The sequence below is a fragment of the Parahaliea mediterranea genome, from assembly GCF_003402235.1.
Taxonomy (GTDB): Bacteria; Pseudomonadota; Gammaproteobacteria; order Pseudomonadales; family Halieaceae; genus Parahaliea; species Parahaliea mediterranea.
In genome coordinates this window covers 279,445-304,170 of record NZ_QEWO01000005.1, presented here as the reverse complement: position 1 = coordinate 304,170, position 24,726 = coordinate 279,445, and the positions used below count along the sequence as shown (strand labels likewise).

The 24,726-nt window shown below is 65.1% G+C and carries 18 protein-coding genes; 6 read left to right on the top strand and 12 right to left on the bottom strand.

The window, feature by feature from the left end; all coding sequences use genetic code 11:
• The first annotated feature begins 32 nt into the window (after positions 1-32).
• Positions 33-707 carry a ribose-5-phosphate isomerase RpiA gene (rpiA, locus tag DDZ17_RS16270; RefSeq protein ID WP_116368019.1) on the top strand — a complete coding sequence of 225 codons (675 nt, stop codon included), beginning with the start codon at positions 33-35 and terminating at the stop codon, positions 705-707.
• A gap of 28 nt (positions 708-735) precedes the next feature.
• On the opposite strand, the gene hemE is transcribed toward rpiA, so the two are convergent.
• From hemE to DDZ17_RS16220, 10 genes are all read right to left on the bottom strand, one after another.
• Positions 736-1,803, bottom strand: a complete 1,068-nt coding sequence (gene hemE, locus DDZ17_RS16265) for a uroporphyrinogen decarboxylase (protein WP_116368018.1) — start codon at positions 1,801-1,803, stop codon at positions 736-738.
• A 424-nt stretch (positions 1,804-2,227) separates the two neighbouring features.
• Positions 2,228-3,649: an FAD-dependent oxidoreductase gene (locus DDZ17_RS16260; protein WP_116368017.1), complete on the bottom strand. Its 1,422-nt coding sequence runs from the start codon at positions 3,647-3,649 to the stop codon at positions 2,228-2,230.
• Positions 3,650-3,652: 3 nt separating this feature from the next.
• Positions 3,653-8,095, bottom strand: coding sequence for a glutamate synthase large subunit (gene gltB, locus DDZ17_RS16255; protein ID WP_116368016.1), 4,443 nt, complete (start codon positions 8,093-8,095; stop codon positions 3,653-3,655).
• A gap of 129 nt (positions 8,096-8,224) precedes the next feature.
• Positions 8,225-9,310: a 3-dehydroquinate synthase gene (aroB, locus tag DDZ17_RS16250; RefSeq protein WP_206613569.1), complete on the bottom strand. Its 1,086-nt coding sequence runs from the start codon at positions 9,308-9,310 to the stop codon at positions 8,225-8,227.
• 130 nt (positions 9,311-9,440) lie between these two features.
• The gene (aroK, locus tag DDZ17_RS16245; protein WP_116368254.1) at positions 9,441-9,953 is read right to left on the bottom strand and encodes a shikimate kinase AroK; all 513 of its coding nucleotides are present in this window, start codon (positions 9,951-9,953) and stop codon (positions 9,441-9,443) included.
• Between the two features lie 22 nt (positions 9,954-9,975).
• Positions 9,976-12,102, bottom strand: coding sequence for a type IV pilus secretin PilQ (locus tag DDZ17_RS16240; protein ID WP_241505921.1), 2,127 nt, complete (start codon positions 12,100-12,102; stop codon positions 9,976-9,978).
• Positions 12,103-12,167: 65 nt separating this feature from the next.
• The gene (locus tag DDZ17_RS16235; protein WP_116368014.1) at positions 12,168-12,698 is read right to left on the bottom strand and encodes a pilus assembly protein PilP; all 531 of its coding nucleotides are present in this window, start codon (positions 12,696-12,698) and stop codon (positions 12,168-12,170) included.
• Positions 12,695-13,315 (bottom strand): type IV pilus inner membrane component PilO, encoded by a 621-nt coding sequence (locus DDZ17_RS16230; protein ID WP_116368013.1) that lies wholly within the window; start codon positions 13,313-13,315, stop codon positions 12,695-12,697. The genes DDZ17_RS16235 and DDZ17_RS16230 overlap by 4 nt, the downstream gene beginning before the upstream one ends.
• 2 nt (positions 13,316-13,317) lie before the next feature.
• Positions 13,318-13,884, bottom strand: a complete 567-nt coding sequence (locus tag DDZ17_RS16225) for a PilN domain-containing protein (protein ID WP_116368012.1) — start codon at positions 13,882-13,884, stop codon at positions 13,318-13,320.
• Positions 13,884-14,948 carry a pilus assembly protein PilM gene (locus tag DDZ17_RS16220; RefSeq protein WP_116368011.1) on the bottom strand — a complete coding sequence of 355 codons (1,065 nt, stop codon included), beginning with the start codon at positions 14,946-14,948 and terminating at the stop codon, positions 13,884-13,886. Before DDZ17_RS16220 ends, DDZ17_RS16225 begins: the two co-directional genes overlap by 1 nt.
• Before the next feature lie 175 nt (positions 14,949-15,123).
• Here DDZ17_RS16220 and DDZ17_RS16215 point away from each other — a divergent pair, with 175 nt between their 5' ends.
• On the top strand, positions 15,124-17,571 hold the full coding sequence (locus DDZ17_RS16215) for a penicillin-binding protein 1A (protein ID WP_116368010.1): 2,448 nt from the start codon (positions 15,124-15,126) through the stop codon (positions 17,569-17,571).
• Positions 17,572-17,601: 30 nt separating this feature from the next.
• On the opposite strand, the gene DDZ17_RS16210 is transcribed toward DDZ17_RS16215, so the two are convergent.
• Positions 17,602-18,852 (bottom strand): malic enzyme-like NAD(P)-binding protein, encoded by a 1,251-nt coding sequence (locus tag DDZ17_RS16210; protein WP_116368009.1) that lies wholly within the window; start codon positions 18,850-18,852, stop codon positions 17,602-17,604.
• Positions 18,853-19,023: 171 nt separating this feature from the next.
• Positions 19,024-19,239 (bottom strand): 50S ribosomal protein L31, encoded by a 216-nt coding sequence (gene rpmE, locus DDZ17_RS16205; protein ID WP_116368008.1) that lies wholly within the window; start codon positions 19,237-19,239, stop codon positions 19,024-19,026.
• Positions 19,240-19,472: 233 nt separating this feature from the next.
• Between rpmE and DDZ17_RS16200 the strand changes: the two genes are divergently transcribed.
• The 4 genes from DDZ17_RS16200 (at position 19,473) to hslV (ending at position 24,724) form a co-directional block, all read left to right on the top strand.
• Positions 19,473-21,668 (top strand): primosomal protein N', encoded by a 2,196-nt coding sequence (locus tag DDZ17_RS16200; RefSeq protein ID WP_116368007.1) that lies wholly within the window; start codon positions 19,473-19,475, stop codon positions 21,666-21,668.
• Positions 21,669-21,768: 100 nt separating this feature from the next.
• The gene (argS, locus tag DDZ17_RS16195) at positions 21,769-23,454 is read left to right on the top strand and encodes an arginine--tRNA ligase (protein ID WP_116368006.1); all 1,686 of its coding nucleotides are present in this window, start codon (positions 21,769-21,771) and stop codon (positions 23,452-23,454) included.
• The gene (locus DDZ17_RS16190; RefSeq protein WP_116368005.1) at positions 23,455-24,048 is read left to right on the top strand and encodes an SPOR domain-containing protein; all 594 of its coding nucleotides are present in this window, start codon (positions 23,455-23,457) and stop codon (positions 24,046-24,048) included. It abuts the gene before it with no gap.
• 136 nt (positions 24,049-24,184) lie between these two features.
• Positions 24,185-24,724, top strand: coding sequence for an ATP-dependent protease subunit HslV (gene hslV, locus DDZ17_RS16185; RefSeq protein ID WP_116368004.1), 540 nt, complete (start codon positions 24,185-24,187; stop codon positions 24,722-24,724).
• Positions 24,725-24,726 lie beyond the last annotated feature (2 nt).

Sequence of the window (24,726 nt, the reverse complement as noted above, 5' to 3'; positions counted from 1 at the left end):
CAGCCACCGCACCCATCCGCAGGAGAGCCGCAATGACCCAGGACGAACTAAAGCAGGCCGTGGCCGAGGCCGCACTCGCCTACATTGAGCCGCGACTGGACGACGACACCGTGCTGGGCATCGGCACCGGCTCCACCGCCAACCTGTTCATCGACGCACTGGCCGCCATCAAGGGGCGCATTGGCGCCACGGTGTCCAGTTCCGAGGCCTCCGCCGAGCGCCTGCGCAGCCACGGCATTCCGGTGTACGACCTGAACGCGGTGGACCGGGTGGACTTCTATATCGACGGCGCCGACGAGAGCAACCGCGCCCTGCAACTGATCAAGGGCGGCGGCGGCGCGCTGACCCGGGAGAAGATTGTGGCGGCGGTGGCGCAGGAGTTCATCTGCATTGCCGATGACAGCAAGCTGGTGCACACCCTCGGTGACTTCCCACTGCCGGTGGAAGTGATCCCCATGGCCCGCGGCCATGTCGCGCGGGAGCTGGTCAAACTGGGCGGCGACCCGGTGTACCGTGAGGGTTTTATCACCGACAACGGCAATATCATTCTTGATGTGCACAACTTCCCCATCGCCCAGCCGCTGGGCACCGAGGCAAAAATCAACGGCATCACCGGCGTGGTGACCAACGGCCTGTTCGCCTTGCGCCCAGCCGATGTGCTGCTGCTGGGCACCGCATCCGGCGTGCAAACCCTGAAGGCGGAATAAGCACGGCGAGCCCTGCCCCCAATCGCTCTCAGTTCTGGTGGTACTGGGGCGAAAGCTCCTGAACCGCCTCCACAAAGGCGGTGACGTGATCGGGGTTTACCTCGGGGGTAATGCCGTGGCCGAGGTTGAATACATGGCCCGGGCCGTGGCCGAAGCCTGCCAGAATGCCTGCCACCTCCTCGCGAATCCGCGCCGGTGAGGCATAGAGCATGGCCGGGTCCATGTTGCCCTGCAGGGCCACCCGGTCGCCCACCTGCCCGCGGGCCGTGGCAATATCGGTGGTCCAGTCAATGCCAACCGCCTGGGCGCCGCAACCGGCAATGGCCGGCAGCCACTGGCCGCCGCCCTTGGTAAACACAATCACCGGCACCGGCCGGCCCTCATGCTCATTGGGCAGCCGCGCGATAATGCGCTGCATGTACTTGAGGGAGAATTCCTTGTAACCCGCCGCGCTCAGGCTGCCGCCCCAGGTATCGAAAATCTGCAGGGCCTGGGCGCCGGCCTTGACCTGTTCGCCGAGGTAATCCGCCACCGCATCCGCCAGCAGCGACAGCAGCTTGTGCATCAGCTGCGGCTGGTCGTAGGCCATGGCCTTGATGCGGCGGAAATCCTTGGATGAGCCACCCTCCACCATGTAGGTCGCCAGGGTCCAGGGGCTGCCGGAAAAACCGATCAGCGGCACGCTGCCGTTCAGCTCCCGGCGAATGGTGCTCACGGCGTTCATGACATAGGCCAGGTCGTCCGCCGCCTTGATGTCGTTCAGCCCCGCCAGATCCGCCTGGCTGCGCACGGTTTTGCGAAAACGCGGGCCTTCGCCCTCTTCGAAGTACAGGCCAAGGCCGAGGGCGTCGGGCACGGTGAGGATGTCGGAAAACAGGATGGCGGCATCCATGGGGTAGCGGCGCAGGGGCTGCAGGGTCACTTCGCAGGCGAGCTCGGCGTTTTTGCACAGGTCAAGGAAGGAGCCGGCCTCGGCGCGGGTGGCGCGGTACTCGGGCAGGTAGCGACCGGCCTGGCGCATCATCCAGATGGGCGTGCGGTCGACGGGCTGGCGCATCAGGGCGCGGAGGAAACGGTCGTTTTTCAGTTCGGTCACGGGGGTATCCAGTCTGGTTATTGGCCTTTTTCAGGCCAGGCCGAAAGTGGCGCTTCGTAGCCCGGCGCAGCGCTCGGGGGCCGCAACGCGACACGCTGTGAATACGTCCATGTACGCTCGTGCTCGACATCCATGTCTCGCACGGTCGCTTTTGCAGCCCCCGAGCACCACGCCTGCATAGGGGCGTAATTCAAGATTGGCGCAATTGTACGCAATTCGGGAGGAGAAAGCGCAGAGGCTGCCTGGATCGAGAAGGCAGCAGACAGATAAGACCTATTCCATTGCTCTAATGGTCTGCCGAAGAAATAATCTTCATGGCCGCTCAAAAGAGGCACCTGTGTGCGGAGGGGGCTGGAGAGACCGTATGAGGCATGGACGCCGGGGACGGCCTCCCCAAATACGAGCGTAAAAGTGGACGCAGGAATCAGACTTCCAGGTAGTCCAGAATCCCCTCAGCCGCCTGCCGGCCCTCCCAGATCGCTGTTACCACCAGATCCGAGCCGCGCACCATGTCGCCGCCGGCAAACACCTTGGGGTTGGTGGTCTGGAAGGCGTAGCGCTGCTGCTCCGGCGCCACCACACCGCGCCAGTCGTTCAGCTCAACGCCGGCGTCTCCCAGCCACTCGGGCGGGCTCGGCTGGAAGCCAAAGGCGATAATGACCGCGTCGGCCTCCAACACCTGCTCGGAACCGGGAATCGGCTCGGGCCGGCGACGGCCGCCCTCGTCGGGCTCGCCGAGCTGGGTTTGGACCATCTTCACCCCGCAGGCCTGGCCGAAGTACTCAACCACTTCAATCGGCTGGCGGTTGAACAGGAACTCGACCCCTTCCTCGCGGGCGTTTTTCACTTCGCGCACGGAGCCGGGCATGTTTGCCTCGTCACGGCGGTAGGCGCAGATGACGTGTTCGGCCTGCTGGCGCACGGCGGTGCGCACGCAGTCCATGGCGGTATCACCACCGCCGAGCACTACCACGCGCTTGCCCTTGAGATTGACATAAGCCTCTGGGTCCTGCTCAAAGCCAAGGTTGTTGTTCACGTTGCCAATCAGGTAGGGCAGTGCCTCGTAAACGCCGGGCAGGTTTTCGCCGGGGAAGCCGCCGCGCATGTAGGTGTAGGTGCCCATGCCCAGAAAGACGGCATCGTACTCGGCCATCAGTTCATCCATGGTGACATCGCTGCCCACCTCGGTGTTGAGGCGGAATTCGATCCCCATGCCCTCGAACACTTCCCGGCGGCGCACCATGACGCTTTTTTCCAGCTTGAATTCGGGAATGCCGAAGGTGAGCAGGCCGCCAATTTCCGGGTAGCGGTCGTAGACCACGGCCTTGACGCCGGCGCGGGTCAGCACGTCGGCACAGCCAAGGCCCGCGGGGCCGGCACCGATAATGGCGACCTTTTTGCCGGTGGGCACCACATCGGACAGATCCGGGCGCCAGCCCATGGCCAGGGCGGTATCGGTGATGTACTTCTCGGACGAGCCGATGGTCACCGCGCCGAAGCCATCGTTCAGCGTGCAGGCGCCCTCGCACAGCCGGTCCTGGGGGCACACCCGGCCGCAGACTTCCGGCAGGGTGTTGGTCTGGTGGCTCAGCTCGGCCGCCTCGAACAGGTTGCCCTCGGCCACCAGCTTGAGCCAGTTGGGAATGAAGTTGTGCACCGGGCACTTCCATTCGCAGTAGGGGTTGCCACACTCCAGGCAGCGGTGGGACTGCTCTGCCACCTGCTCGCTGGAGAAGGGCTCGTAGATTTCGACGTATTCCGTCTTGCGCGCATCCAGCGGCTTTTTGTCGGGGTCGTTGCGGCCGACATCAATAAACTGGAAGTGGTTGGATAAACGCTCAGTCATAACTTAATCCGTATTGCGCAGGCGCGACAGCAGGCGGTCGAGGTCGGCGGCCTTCGGCTTCACCAGCCAGAATTTGCCGACGTAGTCCTCGAAGTTCTCCAGCAGCTCGGCGCCCCATTCGGACCCGGTTTCCTCGGTGAACTCCTGGATGTTGCTGCGCAGGTGGTAGCGGTAGGCTTCCATGTGCTCCGCATTGACGCGGTGGATTTCCACCAGTTCGCTGTTGTACTTGTCGATGAAGCTACGATCCAGGTCCAGCACGTAGGCGAAACCGCCGGTCATGCCGGCGCCAAAGTTGACGCCGGTGGAACCGAGCACGGTGATGTTACCGCCGGTCATGTATTCGCAGCAGTGATCACCGGCGCCTTCCACCACCGCGTGGGCGCCGGAGTTGCGCACCGCAAAGCGCTCGCCGGCAATGCCCGCGGCAAACAGCTTGCCGCCGGTGGCGCCGTACAGGCAGGTGTTGCCGATGATCACCGATTCGCGGGATTTGAACTGGACCGCCTTGGGCGGATACACCACCAGCTTGCCGCCGGCCATGCCCTTGCCCACGTAGTCGTTGGAGTCCCCTTCGAGATACATGTGCAGGCCGCCGGCGTTCCACACGCCAAAGCTCTGGCCGGCGGTGCCGGTCAGGCGCAGCACAACAGGCGCATCTTCCATGTCGATGTTGCCATAGCGCCTGGCAATTTCACCGGACAGACGGGCGCCAATGGAGCGGTCGCAGTTGGTTACCTTGAAGGCAAATTCGCCGCCGCTGCGGGCCTCGATGGCCGGCAGGGCCGCCGCCACCATCTGCTCCGCTTTCTCGCCGCGATCGAAGGGATCGTTGGAAGCCACCTGGCAGAATTCCGGCTGATCCGCCGCGGCCGGGTCCTTGTACAGGATGGGGCCGAGGTCCAGCCGGGCGTGCTTGGCGGTGCTGCCAGGCAGGCGCTCCAGCAGATCAGTGCGCCCGATCAGCTCTTGAAGGGAAGCAACGCCGAGCCTGGCCAGCCACTCACGGGTCTCGGTGGCGATGAAGGTGAAGAAGTTCACCACCATGTCCACGGTGCCCTGGAAGTGCTCGTCGCGCAGTTTTTCGTTCTGGGTGGCCACGCCGGTGGCGCAGTTGTTCAGGTGGCAGATGCGTAGGTATTTGCAGCCCAGGGCCACCATTGGCGTGGTGCCAAAACCGAAGCTCTCGGCGCCCAGGATGGCCGCCTTGATCACATCCAGGCCGGTCTTGAGGCCGCCGTCGGTCTGCAGGCGGATATTGCCGCGCAGGTGGTTGCCGCGCAGGGTCTGCTGCACTTCCGCCAGCCCCAGCTCCCAGGGGGAACCGGCATAGCGGATGGAGGTTAGCGGGCTGGCCGCGGTGCCGCCGTCGTAGCCGGAAATGGTAATCAGGTCGGCATAGGCCTTGGCCACGCCCGCGGCGATGGTGCCCACGCCGGGCTCGGACACCAGCTTCACCGAGACCAGCGCCTGGGGGTTGACCTGCTTGAGGTCAAAGATCAGCTGGGCCAGATCCTCGATGGAGTAGATATCGTGGTGGGGCGGCGGCGAAATCAGGGTGACGCCCGGCACCGAATAGCGCAGGCGGGCAATCAGGCCGTTGACCTTGCCGCCGGGCAGCTGGCCGCCCTCGCCGGGCTTGGCGCCCTGGGCCACCTTGATCTGCAGCACTTCGGCGTTCACCAGGTAATGCGGCGTGACGCCGAAGCGGCCGGAGGCGATCTGCTTGATCTTCGACACCCGCTCGGTGCCGTAGCGGGCCGGGTCTTCGCCGCCCTCGCCGGAATTGGAGCGCGCGCCGATGCGGTTCATGGCCGCGGCCAATGCCTCGTGCGCCTCGGGGCTAAGGGCGCCCAGCGACATGCCGGCGGAATCAAAGCGCGGCAGGATGCTCTCCACCGGCTCCACCGCATCCAGCGGCAGGGCCTGGGCGGCCTCTACCGGCTTCAGCAGGTCGCGAATGGTGGCCACAGGGCGCTCGTTCACCAGCGCAGCGTAGCGCTGGTAGGTGGCGTAGTCGCCACTGGCCACCGCCTGCTGCAGGGTCATCACCACGTCCGGGTTGAAGGCGTGGTATTCCTGGCCGTGTACATACTTGAGCAGGCCGCCCTGCTGGATGGGCTTGCGCTTATTCCAGGCCAGGCTGGCCAGCCACTTCTGGTCGTCTTCCAGCTCGGCAAAACCGGCACCCTGGATGCGCGAGGCCACGCCGCGGAAGGCAACGTCCACCACTTCGCTGGCCAGGCCCACCGCCTCGAACAACTGGGCGCCGCGATAGGACGCCACGGCGGAGATGCCCATTTTGGACATGATCTTCAGCAGGCCCTTGTTGACGCCCTTGCGGTAATTCTTGAAGCAGGCACTGGGCTCACCCAGCAGCTCGCCGTCGCGGATCAGGTCCTCCAACACGGTGTAGGCCATGTAGGGGTACACCGCCGTGGCGCCAAAGCCCAGCAGGCAGGCAATCTGGTGGGAGTCGCGGGCGCTGGCGGTCTCGATGATCAGGTTGGCATCGCAGCGCAGGCCCTTTTCAATCAGCCAGTGGTGCACCGCGCCGGTGGCCATCAGGCTGTGGATGGGCAGGCGCTCCGGAGCGATGTTGCGATCCGACAGGATCAGCACCGTCTTGCCATCGCGCACCGCCTGTTCGGCGGCGGCGTTGAGGTCTGCCACCGCCTGCTCCAGCGAGATTTCCGCCGGGTTGTAGGTGGCGTCGATGTCGGCCACGGCAAACCCCGGCCGATCCAGCTGCAGCAGGGTGTTGAACTTGCCCTGGGACAGCACCGGCGAGGACAGGATGATGCGGTCGGCGTGCTCCGGCCCCTCGTGGAAGACGTTTTTCTCGGAGCCGAGGTCGGTCTCCAGCGACATCACGATCGTCTCCCGCAGGGGGTCGATCGGCGGGTTGGTCACCTGGGCAAACTTCTGCCGGAAGTAGTCGTACAGGGAGCGCTGCTGCTGGGACAGCACCGCCATCGGCGTATCGTCCCCCATGGAGCCCACCGCCTCGTTGCCGGACTCCGCCAGCGGGCGCAGCACCTGGTCGCGCTCCTCGAAGGTGACCTGGAACATCTTCATGTAGCTGTCGAGCTTCTCCAGCTCGATGCCGGGGGTCAGCTCGCCGCCGAAGGTGCCTTCGATGCGGTAGGAGTGCTCCTTCAGCCACTTCTTGTAGGGGAAGCGGTTTTTGAGGCGGTTGTCGATTTCCTCGGACTGCAGCAACTCGCCGGTGTGGGTGTCCACCATCAGGATCTGGCCGGGGCCCACACGGCCCTTGGCCAGCACGTCCTCGGCCTTGTAGTCGTGGGTGCCCACTTCCGAGGCCAGGGTAATAAAGCCGTCGGTGGTCTTCACCCAGCGCGCTGGGCGCAGGCCGTTGCGATCCAGCAGGCACACCGCGTAGCGGCCATCGGTGAGCACGATGCCGGCGGGGCCGTCCCAGGGCTCCATGTGCATGGAGTGGTATTCGTAGAAGGCCTTGAGATCCGGGTCCATCGACTCGATGTTCTGCCAGGCCGGCGGAATCAGCATGCGCAGGGCGCGGGCCATATCCACGCCACCGGTGAGCAGGGCGTCCAGCATGTTGTCGAGGCTGGAGGAGTCGGAGCCGGTGCGGTTGACCAGCGGGGCGATGTCGCCGATGTTGGGCAGCTTTTCGGTTTCGAACAGGGCCGCGCGGGCATCGGCCCAGTTGCGGTTGCCCTCGATGGTGTTGATCTCGCCGTTGTGCGCCAGCAGGCGGAAGGGCTGGGCCAGCGGCCACTTCGGGCTGGTGTTGGTGGAAAAGCGCTGGTGGAACACACAGATGGCGGTTTCCAGGCGCTCGTCGTCCAGGTCGTGGTAGAAGCGCGGCAAATCCACCGGCATCACCAGGCCCTTGTAGGCAATGACCCGGCCAGACAGGCTGCAGATATAGAACTCGGGATCGTCGGCGGTGGCGATCTCCGCCTTGCGCCGGGCCACGAACAGGCGGGTGGACAGCTCGTCGTCGGACAGCCCCGGGGCATCGATGAATATCTGCTCGATCACCGGCAGGGTGGACAGGGCAATTTCGCCGCACACGCTGCTGTCGGTGGGCACCACGCGCCAGCCGATCACAACCAGCCCCTGGTCGGTAACGGCCTGCTCCATGGCGGCGCGCGCGGCGGCGGCGCGCTCTGCATTGGTGCTGAGGAAGATCTGGCCAACAGCGAAATGATCGCCCGGCACCACCCCGAAGGACGCCTGCGACAGGGTGCGCATGAACGGCACCGGCATCTGCATCAGCAGGCCACAACCATCACCTGTCTTGCCATCGGCGGCGATACCACCGCGGTGGGTCATGCAGGTCAGGGACTCAATCGCCGTCTGCAACAGGCGATGACTCGCATCCCCCGAGGTATGGGCGATCAGTCCGAATCCGCAGTTGTCGCGGAATTCCTCAGGTCTATACAGGCCTGCGCTCATAGTCAGTCCAAAATAAGTAGTAAAAACAGACAGTTATACGGCAGTACCCCAGGATTTCGCAGTGCTGGGGCGAAAAGGGGGAGCTATTTTACACAGATGCCCATAGGCGAACAAACGTTGCTGGGGTAACTATCTGGCCCCTTCCAGCAGGCTTGCCAGCTCGCCATCGGTGACATCATCCACCACCGCGGCGGCGCCGATTTCCCGCAGCAGCACCAGGCGCAAACGGCCATCCAGTACCTTCTTGTCGCGCGCCATCAGGCGCCGAAAGTCATCGAGGGACATCGCGGCCGGCGGCGCCACCGGCAGATTCATGCTGCGCTGCAGGGCCACCAGCTCATCCACTTGCGCCGCGCTGATCCAGCCGCGCAGGGCAGAGAGTCGGGCAGCAAGCATCATGCCAGCGGCCACCGCCTCGCCGTGCAGCCACTGGCCGTAGCCCTGGTGGGTCTCAATGGCGTGGCCAAAGGTGTGGCCGAGGTTGAGGATGGCCCGCAGCCCGCCCTCGCGCTCGTCCGCGGCCACCACCGCCGCCTTGGCGGCGCAGCTGCGCTCGATGGCCTCGGCCAGGGCCGCTTCTTCGCGCGCCAGCAGGCGGGCCATGTTGCTCTTCAGCCAGTCGTAAAAGGCGCGGTCGCAGATCAGCCCGTACTTCAACACTTCCGCCAGCCCGGCGGCCAGCTCGCGCGGTGGCAGGGTGTGCAGGGTGTCGGTGTCGATCAGCACCGCCCGGGGCTGGTAGAAGGCCCCGATCATGTTCTTGCCCAGGGGATGGTTGACGCCGGTTTTGCCGCCCACGGAGGAATCCACCTGCGACAGCAGTGTCGTCGGCACCTGGATAAAATCCACGCCGCGCTGGTAGCTGGCGGCGGCAAAGCCGGTCATATCGCCCACCACGCCACCGCCCAGTGCAATCAGCGTGGTGGTGCGGTTGTGCCCCTCTTCCAGCAGGCGGTCGAAGATGTGGTTCAGGGTCGACAGCGTCTTGTGCTGCTCACCGTCCGGCAGCACCACCTCGGTGACACGGGAGTAGCCTTGCAACGCCGCCAGCAGGCGGGCCGAATACAGCGGCGCCACCGTGTCGTTGGTCACCAGCACAACCTGCCGGCCGGCAATGTGCCGTTGCAACAGCTCGGGGCGGGCAAAGAGGTCGCGCCCGATGTAGATAGGGTAGCTGCGCTCTCCCAGGTCGACATGCAGGGTGTGGGCAATCACGGCGTGCTCCAGCGATGTTCAGGGGGCGCACATCATAGCGCCGGGGGCTGGGCTTGTCTGCACAGGGTCAGCGCACGGGCACAGCGCGGCGCGGGCCTATCCACTTCACGTCCTGCTACTGCAGATCGCGCTACTGCAGGTCGCGCACCAGGCGCTGGGCCACGGTGCGGGGGCTGCAGCCGTCGGTGTCGATGACGTGGTCGGCGATTTCCCGGTACAGGGGGTCGCGCACCGCCATCAGCTGGCGCAGCACGGCCTCGGGGTCGCCTTTTTGCAGCAGCGGGCGGCGGCGGTCCTTGCGGGTGCGGCGCACCTGCTCCTCGATGGTGGCGTGCAGGTAGATCACAAACCCCCGGGACCCCAGGGCGCTGCGGTTTTCCGCCCGCTGCACCACGCCGCCGCCGGTGGCCAGCACAATGTTGTCCCAGAGGGTCATTTCCTCCACGACCTGCTGCTCGCGGTCGCGAAAGCCCTCCTCGCCTTCGACATCGAAGATCCAGGGAATGTCGGCACCGGTGCGGGCCTCGATTTCCGTGTCGGTATCGGCAAAGCCCAGCTTGAGGTGCTGGGCAAGGTACTTGCCGATGGTGGATTTGCCGGCCCCCATGGGGCCGACCAGAAATACGCGCTGAAGAACTGACATTACAACCGTGTCGCGCTCCGCATCAGTCAAGCAGGGTATCTGCCAGAATCCGCGGGGTGATGAAAATAAGGGTTTCGGTTTTGGTCTTGGAGGTAGACGTGTTGCGGAACAGGGCGCCCACATAGGGCAAATCGCCAAAGAAGGGCACCTTGGTCACCGACTCCAAATCCTCGGTTCTGAATACGCCCCCCAATACCACGGTTTCACCGTTGCCCACCAGCACCTGGGTGGTCAGCTCGGTGGTGTCGATCGAGGGAATCAGGCCGCCGCCCTGGCCGCTGGGCACCAGGTCGCCCACTGAATCCTGGTTGATCACCAGATCCAGCAGGATGCGATCATCCGGGGTGATGTTGGGCGTCACGTCCAGCTTCAGCACCGCCTCCTTGAAGGACACCGAGGTGGCGCCGGACTGGCCGGCGGATTCCTGGTAGGGAATCTCGGTGCCCGACTTGATGGTCGCCTGCTGCTTGTCGCCGGTGATGACCTTGGGCTGCGACACCACCTCGCCCTTGCCAGCGGACTCCAGTGCGCTCAGCTCCGCGGTCAGGAACAGGTCGTCGCTGGTGAAGCCCACGGCAAAGCTGCCGGTGGGGGTGGCCACCCCCAAATCGACCGCCAGCGCGCCGGGGAAGGACGGCGCCGGCTGGGTGCCATTGATCACGGAATTATTCAGGTCGAAGGTGTTCTGGGCATCACCGGAGATGGAAATGATGTTGCCGTTGTGATCCGGGTCCAGGTAGGCGCCACCCCACTCGATGCCAAGCTCTTCCTCCAGGTCGGACTGGGCGATCACAATGCGGGACTCGATCATCACCTGGCGGATCGGGATGTCCACCAGTTCAATGAGGTTGCGCATGTCCGCCAGTTTGGCGGCCGTCTCGGTAATGATCAGTGAGTTGGTGCGCGGGTCCACCACCACCGAGCCGCGCTCGGAGATCAGCTGCCCGCCCTCCTCGGCACCCGCCTGGAACAGTTTCACCACCTCGGCGGCACTGGCGTAACGGATGCGGATGAATTCGCTCTGCAGGGGCGCCAGCTCGGCAATCTGCTTGTTGGCTTCAATTTCCTGGCGCTCGCGCTCGGCAATCTCCGCCGCCGGCGCCACCATCAGCACATTGCCCACCTGGCGCTTGTCCAGGCCCTTGGTTTTCAGTACCAGCTCCAGCGCCTGGTCCCAGGGCACGTTCTGCAGGCGCAGGGTGATGCGGCCGCTGACGGTGTCGCTGGCCACCAGGTTCAGCTCGGTGAAGTCGGCGATCAGCTGCAGCACCGCGCGCACTTCAATGTCCTGGAAATTCAGGGAGATGCGCTCGCCCACATAGTTGAATTCATCGCGGCGCTCTTCCAGCTCTTTCTTGCTGAGCTGCTTGACGCTGATCACATACTGGTTGTCGGTCTGGTAGGCCAGGTAGTCGGAGTCCACCGAGGTCTTCAGCAGCAGCTCGGCGCCCCGGGCGGTGGTGTTGACGTCCACCCGCTGCACTGGCGTGGCAAAGTCGGTCACATCGTAGCGGCGCACCAGTCGCTCGGGCACGTTGGTGTCCAGAAACTGCACTTTTACGTCGCCGCCCTCGCTGAATACGTTCACGTCGACACTGGGGTCGCTGAGTTGCAGGGTCAGGCGGCCCTCGCCGTCCTCGGTGCGCCGGAACTGCAGGTCGGTAATCTCGGATTCCACCTTGGCCACAGGCTCCACCTGGCTCGGCAGGCGTGTGGGGTCGGTGGCCTGCTTGACGTACTCCTCGCCGCCGTCCTCACCCACCACCAGGTAGAGGTTGTTGCCTTCAACCCGGGTGGCATAGGGCACCAGCGTGACCAGGTTGACCACCATGCGGGTGCGGTCGCCGGACTCCAGCACCACCACGCCGGTGGCATTGCCGTAATTCAGTGAATAGCGCTTGCGCTCCAGGGCGCTTTTGGTGCCGGGGAAATCAATGGCGATGCGCGCCGGTTTTTCGATGGTGTAGGCCTCCATCTCCGGGGGCACGCCGTCAAAGCCCAGGCGCACCTCGAACATGCTGCCGGGGCGCGAGCTGAATTCAATGTCGGTAACCGTTGGGGCCGCCTGGGCGACCTGGGCAAAGCCGACAACGAACAGGGTCGCCACCCATGCCCGCAACCGGCTTGCTGACCTTGTGCTTGCTTCCATCACGGCTTTCTTCCCCAACATCTCTGTTATTTTCAACATGACAACCATCTGCTGATCACCCCCGGCTAGATGCCGCTCATCTCGATGGTACGCGGCCTTTCTACCCAGCCGTCTTGTGTACCATCGCTGACGATCTCAACCACGGCGAGGTAGGTATCGGTCATTTCCACGACCTTACCGTGGTTGCGCCCCAGATAATTTCCCAGCGTTACCCGGTGAATGCCGCCTTCCGGGTCGCGCACCAGCGACCACTCGGTGCCACCGCGCTCCAGCGTGCCCACCATCTGCAACGAGTCGAAGGTGAACTGCTCCAGGAATTCCTTGGGGCGGTTGTCGTCCGGTTTTACCGCGGCAATGGCCTGCAACTGCTCCAGGTCCCTGACCTCGATGGGGCGGTCGAAGGGGCTGCGCATGGCGGTGGCGCTGTAGGCAAAGGCCTCGTAGGCCTTGAAGGTCGGAATCGGCGCAATCACACCCCCCGGGCGGGCGCGCTTTTCCGCCATGAAGGCATCCAGGTCGGAAAAATCACCGCCACCGCAACCGGCCAGTAACAGCGGCAGTGCGAGCAAGGAAACGCGAACCAACTGCGGCTTCATTGTGTGCCCTCCCCATCCTTGTAGCGATAGGTTTTGGCAACAATACTCATACTCAGGCGGTTGGTGTTGGCATTGGGCGCCTTGATGCTGAAGTCGTGCAGGGTCACGATCCTCGGCAGGCCGGCCATGCCGCTGATAAACGCACCGAGGTCGTGATAGGACCCGGTGGCCTGGATCGCGATGGGCAGCTCAACGTAGAACTCCCGCGCCTGCTCGTTCTGCAGCACGATGCTGGCGATTTCCAGGCCGTTCAGCAGCCCCTTGTTGGTAATGTCTTCCAGCAGGCCGGGCACCTCGGTATCGCTCGGCAACTGGGCCACCAGCGCACCGAAGGTTTCTTCCATCTCCACCATTTGCTTGCGGTAGGCGTCGAGGTTGGCCGCCTGAAAGGCCTTCTTCTCATATTCCTGCTTGAGCTGGACTTCCTTGCCCTGCTCGCTTGCCAGTTGGTCGCGCAAATCCTGGATGTGGTAGTAGTAACCGACCACCAGCACCAGCACCAGCAGCAACACGCAGAGGATGAACTTGACCGCCCCCGGCCAGGAGCCGATGTTGTCCACATCCAGGTCGGCGAGATCGAACTCCCGCAGGGAGCGCATACTGTCTTCAAATGCCATAGCTAGCCTCCCGTTGCCTGTTCCGACTGGGGAAGTTGCACTTTCACCGTCAGATTGAAGGTATTGGCCTGGTCGCCGTACTGCGGCGCCGCCTTCACCTGATCCAGGTTGGGATCTGCCAGCCAGTCAGAAGCGTCCAGGCGGCGCATGAGGCTGGACACCCGGTTGTTGGACTCCGCCACGCCGCTGATGGTGATGGTTTTTTCCCGCGCTTCCAGGCTGGTGTAGAACACCCCATCCGGCACGGTGCGCACAAGCTGGTCAAGAATACGGACGATAATGGGGCGGTTGCCCTGCAGCTCCTGGATCACCCGCATCCGCTCCAGCAGCTGGTTGCGCTTGCGCTGCAGGTCCTGGATTTCGGCCACCTTTTTGTCCAGGTCGCTAATATTCTCGCTCAAGTAATTGTTGCGTGCCTGCTGGCTGTCTATCTGGCCGTTCACCACGCGATCGGCCAGCATCACCAGGCCAATCGCCGCGGCGAACACAATGGCCAGGATGGTCAGGAACTCTTTTTTCAGCTCCTGGCGCCGCTCGTCGCGCCAGGGCAGGAGGTTGATTTGCGCCATCAGTCAAAGCTCCGCAGCGCCAGCCCGCAGGCAATCATCATGGCCGGGGCATCGCTGCCCAGCGCCACGGCGTTCACCCGGGACGAAATGCTCATGTCGGCAAAGGGGTTGGCGACTGCGGCGGGGGTGCCGAGCTTGTCCTGCACCACATCCGCCAGCCCCTCCATGGACGCCACCCCGCCGGCGAGAATAATGTAATCCACATCGTTGTACTGGCTGGAGGAAAAGAAGAACTGCAGGGAGCGGGCCACCTGCTGCACCACCGCATCCTTGAAGGGCTCCAGCACCTCCGACTCGTAATCGTCCGGCAGGCCGCCCTGCTTCTTGGCCAGCCCCGCTTCTTCCAGCGGCAGGCCATAGCGGCGCATGATTTCGTCGGTCAGCTGCTTGCCGCCAAACAGTTGCTCGCGGGTGTAGATGGTCTGCCCGCGGTTCAGCACGCTCAGGGTGGTCATGGTGGCGCCGATGTCGACCACCGCCACGGTGCTGTCCTCGTCGATATCCAGATGGCCGCGAATCAGCGAGTAGGCGCGCTCCATGGCGTAGGCTTCCACGTCCATGATCCGCGCCGTCAGATCCGCACCTTCGATGGCCTCCACGCGGGAGTCGATGGTTTCGCGCCGGCAGGCCGCCAGCAGCACTTCCACCTGATTGCTGCGATCCGGCGAGGGGCCCTGCACTTCGAAGTCGATGGCGACCTCGTCCAGGGGGGAGGGAATGTACTGGTCCGCCTCCAGCGTGAGCTGGGTTTCCATGTCGTCGTCCGACAGGCCGTCGGGCATGTCGATCACTTTGGTAATGACGGAGGAGCCGGCGACTGCGGCGGCAACGGTTTTGAGTTTGGTGCGGGACTGGGCAACCACATTCCGGATGGCATTGGAAACGCCATCGATGTCGTTGACGTTTTTTTCGATCACCGCATCCTGTGCCAGGGAGCTGACGGCATAGCTTTCGACGCGGTACCTACCCCCCGCGTAACTCAGCTCCAGCAACTTGACCGTCGTCGAGCTGATATCCAACCCCAGCACCGGTGCTGTTTTTCTCTTCCCCAAAATACCGAACAATTTATTTTCCTATCAGTATCATCTACTTAGCTTTTTATTATGTGTCGATACATTAAATAGTAGATATAACATAGGCCCCGTTGTAACCAAAAGCGAAAAAAAGCTTATAATTACCAACCGGCCCGCCCCCGTTTCCGATTACAGTAATACAAGCCACTGTTTTGTAAAGGGATAAATGAAGTTCCTCCGCTTTTTATTGCGCCTTTTCACGCTATCCGCCCTTGGGGCCGTTTGGGGGGTGGCCGGGGTCTATCTTTATTTGAGCCCCAACCTCCCCGATGTGGAAACCCTGCGCGACGTTAAACTGCAAACGCCGATGCGCGTCTACACCCGCGAGGGCGACCTGATCGGCCAGTTCGGCGAACAGAAGCGGAGCCCGCTGCCCTTCGATGCCATCCCCCCGCAGTTCATCAATGCCCTGCTGGCGGCGGAGGACGACAACTTCTTCCACCACCAGGGCATCGATTTGATGGGCCTGATGCGGGCCGTGTCCGAGCTGGTACTCACCGGCGAGAAGGGCTCCGGCGGCAGCACCCTCACCATGCAGGTGGCGCGCAATTACTTCCTGACCCTGGAGCGCACCTTTCTGCGCAAGTTCAACGAGATCCTGCTGGCCATCGAGATTGAGCGGCAGCTGAACAAGCAGGAAATCTTCGAGCTGTATTTCAACCGCGTGTTCCTCGGCCACCGCGCCTACGGTTTTGAGGCCGCCGCCCACGTGTACTACGGCAAGGGCATCGACCAGCTCAGCCTGGCCCAGCACGCCATGCTGGCGGGCATTCCCAAGGCGCCTTCGCGCAACAACCCGATCAGTGGCCCGGATGCCGGCCTGGAGCGGCGCAACTGGATTCTCGGCCGCATGCAGCAGCTGGGCTACATCGACAACAACGCCTACCGCAGCGCCGTGAGCGAGCCCATCACCGCGGCCCACCACGGCGCCCAGCTCAGCTTCGCCGCCCACTACGCCGCCGAAATGGCGCGCCAGGAAATGCTCGATCGCTACGGCATTGCGGCCTACAACGACGGGTTTCAGGTTTACACCACCATCAGCTCCGACCTGCAGCAGGTGGCCCAGCAGGCGGTGGTGAACGGGCTGATCACCTACGACAAGCGCCACGGCTACCGCGGCCCCGAGCGACAAATGCCGCCGGCCACCGACAACGCGGAAGAAATCGCCGAAATGCAGGCCACCTGGATTGCCACCCTGCGGGACACCCCCACCGTGGCGGGCCTGCGCGCCGCGGTGGTAACGCAGGTGCGCGACGACGGCATTACCGTAATGCTGGGCGACAAGCGCAGTGGTGACATTCTCTGGGACAACGGCCTGAAGCAGGCCAGCCCCTACCTCAGCGAGAATGCCCGCGGCCGCGCCCCGCAGAAACCCGCCGACGTGGTGGCCGTGGGTGACCTGGTTCGCGTTACCGAAGACGACAAGGGCGCCTGGCACCTCACTCAGGTGCCGGCGGTGCAGGCCGCACTGGTGTCGCTCAACCCCGACAACGGCGCCATCGTCAGCGTGGTGGGTGGCATGGGCTTTGAGGACAGCAAGTTCAACCGCGCCACCCAGGCCCAGCGCCAGCCGGGCTCCAACTTCAAGCCCTTCCTGTACAGCGCCGCCCTGGACCACGGCTTTACCGCCGCCAGCCTGGTCAACGACGCCCCGGTAGTGGTGGACGACAGCTCGCTGGAGGGCATGTGGCGCCCCGAAAACGACAGCGGCAAGTTCTACGGCCCCACCCGCCTGCGCTGGGCGCTCACTAAATCCCGCAACCTGGTGTCCATCCGCCTGCTGCAGCAACTGGGCGTGGACAATCTGCTGGCCTATATTGGCCGCTTCGGCTTTGACGCCAGCCAGTACACCCCCAACCTGTCGCTGGCCCTGGGCACCCAGACCACCAGCCCGCTGGAACTGGCCACCGCCTATGCGGTACTTGCCAATGGCGGTTACGGGGTCAAGCCCTACCTGATCCAGCGCATTGACGACCTGAACGGCGAAACCATCTTCAACGCCCGCCCGCCCACCGTGTGCCGCGATTGCAGCCAGGTGGCCGAGGCACCCGCCGAGATCGGCGGCGAGGAACTCAGCATGGAGGAAATTCTCGCCCAGAAGGACCAGGCGCCACCCCGGGCCGAGCGGGTGATGGACGAGCGCGTGAATTACATTATCAACAGCATCCTGCAGGATGTGATCACCCAGGGCACCGGCCGCCGCGCCCTGGCCCTGGAGCGCAAAGACCTCGCCGGCAAAACCGGCACCACCAATGGCCCGATGGATGCGTGGTTCTCTGGCTACAACCGCGACGTGGTCACCACCGCCTGGGTGGGCTTTGACCACTACACCCCGCTCGGGCGGCGCGAATTCGGCGGCACCGCCGCCCTGCCGATCTGGATCGACTACATGAAGGTGGCCCTTGAGGGCAGCCCGGACCAGCCGCGCCCCCTGCCCCCCGGCATCGTGCGCGTGCGCATCGACCCGGACTCCGGCCAGCTGGCGGCCCCCGGGCAGCCCGGCGCCCTGTTCGAGTATTTTCGCGAAGAGAAGGTGCCGAAGGATTCGGCCCACGGCAACGACAGCGCCCCCGGCACCCGTGGTACCGAGGATCTGGTCAGGGATATTTTCTGAGGTGCCGGGCCGCACGGCCCGGCAAGACGGTTACAGGCTGGGGCTGTAGTTGGCCGGCAGCTCCCGGCGGGCCACACCACTGGCAACTGCCGCCTGGGCAACGGCCGGGGCAATGCGGGTCAGCAGGCGCGAGTCCATGGGCTTGGGAATGATGTAGTCCGCGCCGAAGGTCAGTGAATCCAGGCCGCAGGCCTTCAGCACCTCCGCCGACACCGGCTCCTTGGCCAGCTCGCACAGGGCCCGCACGGCGGCAATTTTCATGTCTTCATTAATGGCGCTGGCGCGCACGTCCAGGGCACCGCGGAAGATGAAGGGGAAGCCCAGCACATTGTTGACCTGGTTCGGGTAGTCCGAACGGCCGGTGGCAATAATGACGTCGTCGCGGGTGGCCTGGGCCAGTTCAGGCTTGATCTCCGGGTCCGGGTTGGAGCAGGCAAACACCACCGGGCGCTCGGCCATGGATTTCAGCATCTCGGCGCTCAGCAGGTTGGCGCCAGACAGGCCAACGAACACATCCGCGCCCTTCATGGCATCCGACAGGCTGCGCTTGTCGGTGCGGTTGGCAAACTCGCGCTTGTACGCGTTCACCCCTTCGCGCCCGGCGTAAATCACGCCGCGCCGATCAAGCATGTAGATGTTTTCGCGCCGGGCGCCCAGACTCACCAGCAGGCGCATGCAGGCAATGGCCGCGGCGCCGGCACCCAGGCAGGTGATTACCGCATCCTCCAGCCGCTTGCCCTGGATTTCCAGCGCGTTGATCATGCCGGCGGCGGTCACAATGGCGGTGCCGTGCTGGTCGTCGTGAAATACCGGGATATTGCAGCGCTCGATCAGCGTGGATTCAATCTCAAAGCACTCAGGGGCCTTGATGTCCTCCAGGTTGATGCCGCCGAAGGTATCGGCAATGCGCGCCACGGTATCGATAAACTCACCGGCGTCCTCGGTATCCACTTCGATATCCACCGAGTTGATGCCGGCAAAGCGCTTGAACAGCAGGGCCTTGCCTTCCATCACGGGCTTGCTGGCCAGCGCCCCCAGGTTGCCAAGCCCCAGCACCGCAGTGCCGTTGCTGATCACCGCCACCAGGTTGCCCTTGCCGGTGTAGCGGTAGGCGTCGTCAGCGTTGTCGGCAATCTCCCGGCAGGGCTCTGCCACGCCGGGGCTGTAGGCCAGCGACAGGTCCAGCTGGGTTTCGGCGGGCTTGCTCAGCTCGACACTGATTTTGCCGGGCGTGGGTTTGGCGTGATAGTCCAGCGCCGCTTGTCGGAAGTCGTGAGTCATGGCGGTAATCCGCTTCTGGAGGCAGGTCGTCAGGGGTCAACGAGAATATAGAAAAGGGCAAATGTCGACAAGCGGACAAACTCACCTTGACGCGCGTCCGCCAAGCGTTATCGCCCGCCAGAAACAAAAACGCCGGCATGAAGCCGGCGTTTCTGGGCGCGTACTGCGTGCTTAGCGCTTGGCGCCGCGGCTGCCAAAACGCTTCTTGAAGCGGTCGACACGACCGCCGCTGTCAACAATCTTCTGCTTGCCGGTGAAGAAGGGGTGGCACTGGGAGCACACGTCGATGTGCAGGTCTTCACACAGGGTGGAGCGGGTCTGGATCTGGTTGCCGCAGCTGCAGGTTGCCGTTACAGCTTCGTACTTGGGGTGGATATCAGCTTTCATGGTTCTCTCCTGAAAAGCGGTACCGCCACCCGATCTCGCGCCGGGCACCGTACCTGGGTTCCGGCGGGCCTGGGCCGACCGGTCAAAAAATAGGCGGGCATCTTACCAGACGATTGCCCAGAAGCAAGCCCGCCCGGGGATTTGTTACAATGCCGCGCCACAGCCGACTCCACTGCCTGTCGCGCAGGTATTTAACAGGCATTCACGCCGCCAAACAGACCCCCAGGGGCGCAATGACCGTACTCCAGCTGGCCCTTCCCACCCCCTTGCGGCGCCTTTTCGACTATCTGCCTCCCGCCGACCTTGGCAGCGAGCAGCTCGCCTCGCTGGCTCCCGGCCAGCGCCTGCGCGTGCCCTTTGGCCGGCGCGAGCTGGTGGGCGTGCTGGTGGCGGTGCGCGATGGCTCCGACCTGCCGGCGGAGCAGCTCAAGCCCGCACTCGCCCTGCTGGACAGCGCGCCGGTGCTGGCCCCTGACATCCTGCGCCTGTGCCACTGGGCGGCGGATTACTACCAGCACCCGGTCGGGGAAGTCTTCGCCGCCGCCCTGCCGCGCCACCTGCGCCTGGGCAAGGCCCGCGAAACCGGCTCCATCAAGGCCTGGCAGCTCAGCCTGCGCGGCAAGGGCCTGCCGGCGGGCGCCCTGGCGCGCTCGCCCAAACAGGCCCAGGCGCTGGCCGCGCTGCAAGGCGCCGCCGCAGTCAGCGCGGCAGACCTGCAACAGGCCGGCATCAGCACCGCTGTGTTGCGCGCCCTGCAGGACAAGGGGCTGATTGAGCGCTGCCTGATGGCGCCAGCGCAGCACAGCGCCAGCGCCCGGGCAGGCCTGACCCTGAACGAGGACCAGGCCGCCGCCCTTGGCAACATTGCCAAAAGCGGCCACGGCTTTGCCTGCCACCTGCTGGAGGGCGTTACCGGCAGCGGCAAGACCGAGGTCTACCTACAACTCATTGCCCAGTGCCTGCAGCGCGCCCGGCAAGCCCTGGTGCTGGTGCCGGAGATTGGCCTTGGCCCCCAGACCCTGGCCCGCTTTGCCGCCCGCTTCGACGCCGAGATTGTGGTGCTGCATTCAGGCCTTGCCGAGGGTCAGCGCTACCGCGACTGGGAAGCGGCCGCCGCCGGGCGCGCCCAGATTGTGATCGGCACCCGCTCGGCCATCTTCACGCCCCTGGCGCGGCTCGGGCTGGTAGTGGTCGACGAGGAACACGACGCCTCTTATAAACAGCAGGACGGCTTTCGCTATTCGGCCCGCGACCTGGCGGTGAAGCGGGCACAACTGGCCGACTGCCCGGTGGTGCTCGGCAGCGCCACCCCCTCGCTGGAAAGCCTGCACAACGCGCTGGAAGGGCGCTACCAGCACCACCGGCTGCCGCGGCGCGCGGGCAGCGCCCAGCTGCCGGCCCTGCAGGCCCTGGATGTACGCCACCTGCCGCTTGAGGCCAGCCTGTCGGAGCCGCTGGCCGCGCGCATTGAGGCGACCCTTGGCAGCGGGCAGCAGGTGCTGCTGTTTCTCAACCGGCGCGGCTTTGCCCCCAGCCTGCAGTGCCACGACTGCGGCTGGGTGGCCGAGTGCAACGCCTGCGACGCCCGCCTCACCGTGCACCTGCGACAGCGCCGCCTGCGCTGCCACCACTGCGAGGCCAGCCGCCCCCTGCCCCGGGCCTGCCCCGAATGCCACAGCCACCAGCTGCTGACCAGCGGCGTGGGCACCGAGCAGGCCGAGGCCCACCTGCGCGAGCGCTTTGCGCGCTGGCCAGTGCACCGGGTCGACAGCGATTCGATGAGCAACAAGGGGGCCATGCAGACCCTGTCTGAGGAGGTCAACCGCGGCCAGCCCTGCATTCTGCTCGGCACCCAGATGCTGACCAAGGGCCACCACTTTCCGGGCGTGACCCTGGTGGCGGTGCTGGATGCCGACGGCCTGCTGTTCAGCGCCGACTTTCGCGGCGAGGAGCGCATGGCCCAGCTGCTGACCCAGGTGGCGGGCCGGGCCGGGCGCGCCGACAACCCCGGCACCGTCATCCTGCAGACCCATCACCCGGACCATCCGGCCCTGCAATCGCTGCTGCAACTGAGCTACGCGGAACAGGCGCGCCAGCTGCTGCAGCAGCGACGCGAGCTGGGCCTGCCCCCCAGCGGCCACCTGTTGATGCTGCGCACCGACGCCACCAACGCCGAGGCCGGGGAGCAGTTTCTGGCCACCCTGCGCCAGGCCTTTGAGCGCGCCCCGGTGGCCCAGTGCCAGCTGATTGGCCCCCTGCCCTCGCCCATGCCCCGGCGCCAGGGCCGCTACCGCAGCCAGCTGCTGGTGCTGGCCCAGGTGCGCCCGGCGGCGCGGGCCGCTGCTTGCCGCCTGGTGTCACTGGCCGAGGGCCTGCCCAGAAACAGCGGGCTCAACTGGTCCATCGACGTCGACCCCAGCGAGACCTAAACGCCCCGGCGGTGGCCAAGCCAGGCGCTTGCGGCGATAATAGCCGGCCCGGTCGCGCCCCGCGCGCCCTTCACCGAACAACAGGCTGTCTCCCGCTGCAATGAAGCAAGAACTCTCCGCGCTGATCCAACAGGCCCTGGATGCACTCAAGGCGCAGGGCGTACTGCCCGCCGATATCTCCCCGACCATCCAGATCGACCGCACCCGCGACCCGAGCCACGGCGACCTGGCCTCCAACGTGGCCCTGACCCTGGCCAAGGCCGCCGGCAAAAACCCGCGCGAACTGGCCGCACTGATCTGCCAGGCCCTGCCCGAGGCAACCTTCGTCAAATCCACCGACGTGGCCGGCCCCGGCTTTATTAACTTCTTCCTGTCTGAGGCCAGCAGCCAGGCCGTGGTACAGCGCATTCTGGAACAGGGCGAGCGCTTTGGCTGCAGCGACGAGGGCAAGGGCCGCAAGGTGCAGGTGGAATTTGTGTCCGCCAACCCCACCGGCCCCCTGCATGTGGGCCACGGTCGCGGCGCGGCGGTGGGCGACAGCCTGTGCCGCCTGCTGGCCGCCACCGGCTGGGACGTGTCCAGCGAGTTCTACTACAACGACGCCGGCGCCCAGATCAGCAACCTCGCCCTGTCGGTACAGGCCCGCTGCAAGGGCCTGGGGCCCGATGACGCCAGCTGGCCCGAGGACGGCTACCGCGGCGACTATATAAAGGACGTAGCCAGCGCCTACATGGCCGGCGAAAAGATCGACGCCGAGGATCGCCATGTGACCGGCGCCGCCGATGCCGACGACCTGGACGCCATCCGCGATTTTTCCGTGGCCTACCTGCGCCGCGAGCAGGACCTGGACCTCAAGGCCTTTGATGTGCACTTCGACGTCTACTTCCTCGAGTCCTCCCTGTATGAATCCGGGGCGGTGGAGCAGACCGTCGACACGCTGATCGCCAACGGCCACACCTTTGAGCAGGAAGGCGCCCTGTGGCTGCGCACCACCGACTTTGGCGACGATAAAGACCGGGTGATGCGCAAGCGCGAGGGCGGCTACACCTACTTCCTGCCGGATGTGGCCTACCACCAGAACAAATGGCAGCGCGGCTTTGCCCGAGTGATCAACGAACAGGGCGCCGACCACCACAGCACCGTGACCCGGGTGCGCGCCGGCCTGCAGGCCCTGGACGCGGGCATCCCCGAGGGCTGGCCCGAATACGTGCTGCACCAGATGGTGATGGTGATGCGCTCCGGCCAGGAGGTGAAACTGTCCAAGCGCGCCGGCAGCTACGTGACCCTGCGCGACCTGATCGACGAAGTGGGCCGCGACGCCACCCGCTACTTCCTGGTGGCCCGGGGCCCCGGCTCGCAGATCACCTTCGACATCGACCTGGCCCTGTCGCAGAGCAACGACAACCCGGTGTACTACATCCAGTACGCCCACGCCCGGGTGTGCAGCGTGCTGCGCAAGCTGGAGGAGGCCGGCGGCCAGTGGCAGGCGGCCGATGGCCTGGCCCAGCTGGACCGGCTGGGGGAAGAACACGAGGCCGCCCTGCTCAAGCAGCTCGACAAATACCCGGAAGTGGTGGCGAACGCCGCCCGCAATTCCGAGCCCCACACCGTGGCCACCTACCTGCGGGAACTGGCCGGCGACTTCCACACCTATTACAACGCCCACAAGGTGCTGGAGGACGACACCGCCCTGCGCGACGCCCGCCTGGCACTGTCGGTGGCAGTCAAACAGGTAATTGCCAACGGCCTGGCACTGCTTGGTGTATCGGCGCCGGAGTCCATGTAAATGGCCAGGGATTATTCCTCCAGGGGCGGTTCCCGCAGCTCGGCGCGGGGCGGCTCGCGCAAACCCGCCGCCAGCCGGCGCAGCACCGCCAGCAGCAAGCAGCCGCGGGTGTGGCGCTGGTACGGCGCCGGCGTGCTGAGCGGCGTGGTGGGCTGCCTGGCGCTCTACCTGGTAACCCTGCCACCGGCGCCCGGTGACGAAGGCGCCGAGCCCGCTCCTGAGCCCAGCGCCAAGGCCGCCCCCCAGACACCGCCCAAACCGCGCTTTGACTTCTATACCGTGCTGCCGGAACAAACCATCGACGTGGACGTCGAACCGGCAGAGGTGGCCCAGCCGCGCGCCACCAGCAGCAACCGCAAGGAGGTCTACCTGTTGCAGGCCGGCTCCTTCCGCCAGCGCGAAGACGCCGACCGGCGCCGGGCCGAGTTGCTGCTGCTGGGCCTGGAGCCGCGCATCGAGGAATCCAGCGCCGACAACGGCCGCTGGTTCCGCGTGTTCGTGGGCCCCTTCGACTCGCGCAGCAAAATGGCCAAGGCCCGCAGCCTGACCGCCGGGCAGGACATCGACACCCTGCTGCTAAAGCGCGAGGGCTAGCACCCGGGCACAGCGCGCTGTAACGCGCGCGGTGTTCGCCAGGGCGCTGGCTACGCGAAGCGCGAACCCCGCGCCGCGCGCCTTGAATCCGGCGCATCCACCCCCATAACCCCCCAACGCAGACAGGAGATCCATTGTGGAACAGTACAGAGGCACCACCATCCTTTCCGTTCGCCGGGGCAATTCAGTGGTGATCGGCGGGGACGGCCAGGTCTCCATGGGCAACACCGTGATGAAGGGCAACGCCCGCAAGGTGCGCCGCCTGCACAAGGGCGCAGTGCTGGCCGGGTTTGCCGGCGGCACCGCCGATGCCTTCACCCTGTTCGAACTGTTTGAAGCCCAGCTCGACAAACACCAGGGCCACCTGGTGCGCGCCGCGGTGGAGCTGGCCAAGGCCTGGCGCACCGAACGCTCCCTGCGCCAGCTGGAGGCCCTGCTGGCGGTGGCCGACAAGGAAACCTCCCTCATCATCACCGGCAACGGCGATGTGATCGAGCCGGAGGACAACCTGATCGCCATCGGTTCCGGCGGCCCCTTTGCCCAGAGCGCGGCCCGCGCCCTGCTCGACAACACCGACCTGCCTGCCCGCGAGATTGTAGAGAAGGGCCTGGCCATTGCCGGCGATATCTGCATCTACACCAACCACAACCAGACCATCGAGCAGCTCGACTTCTGACT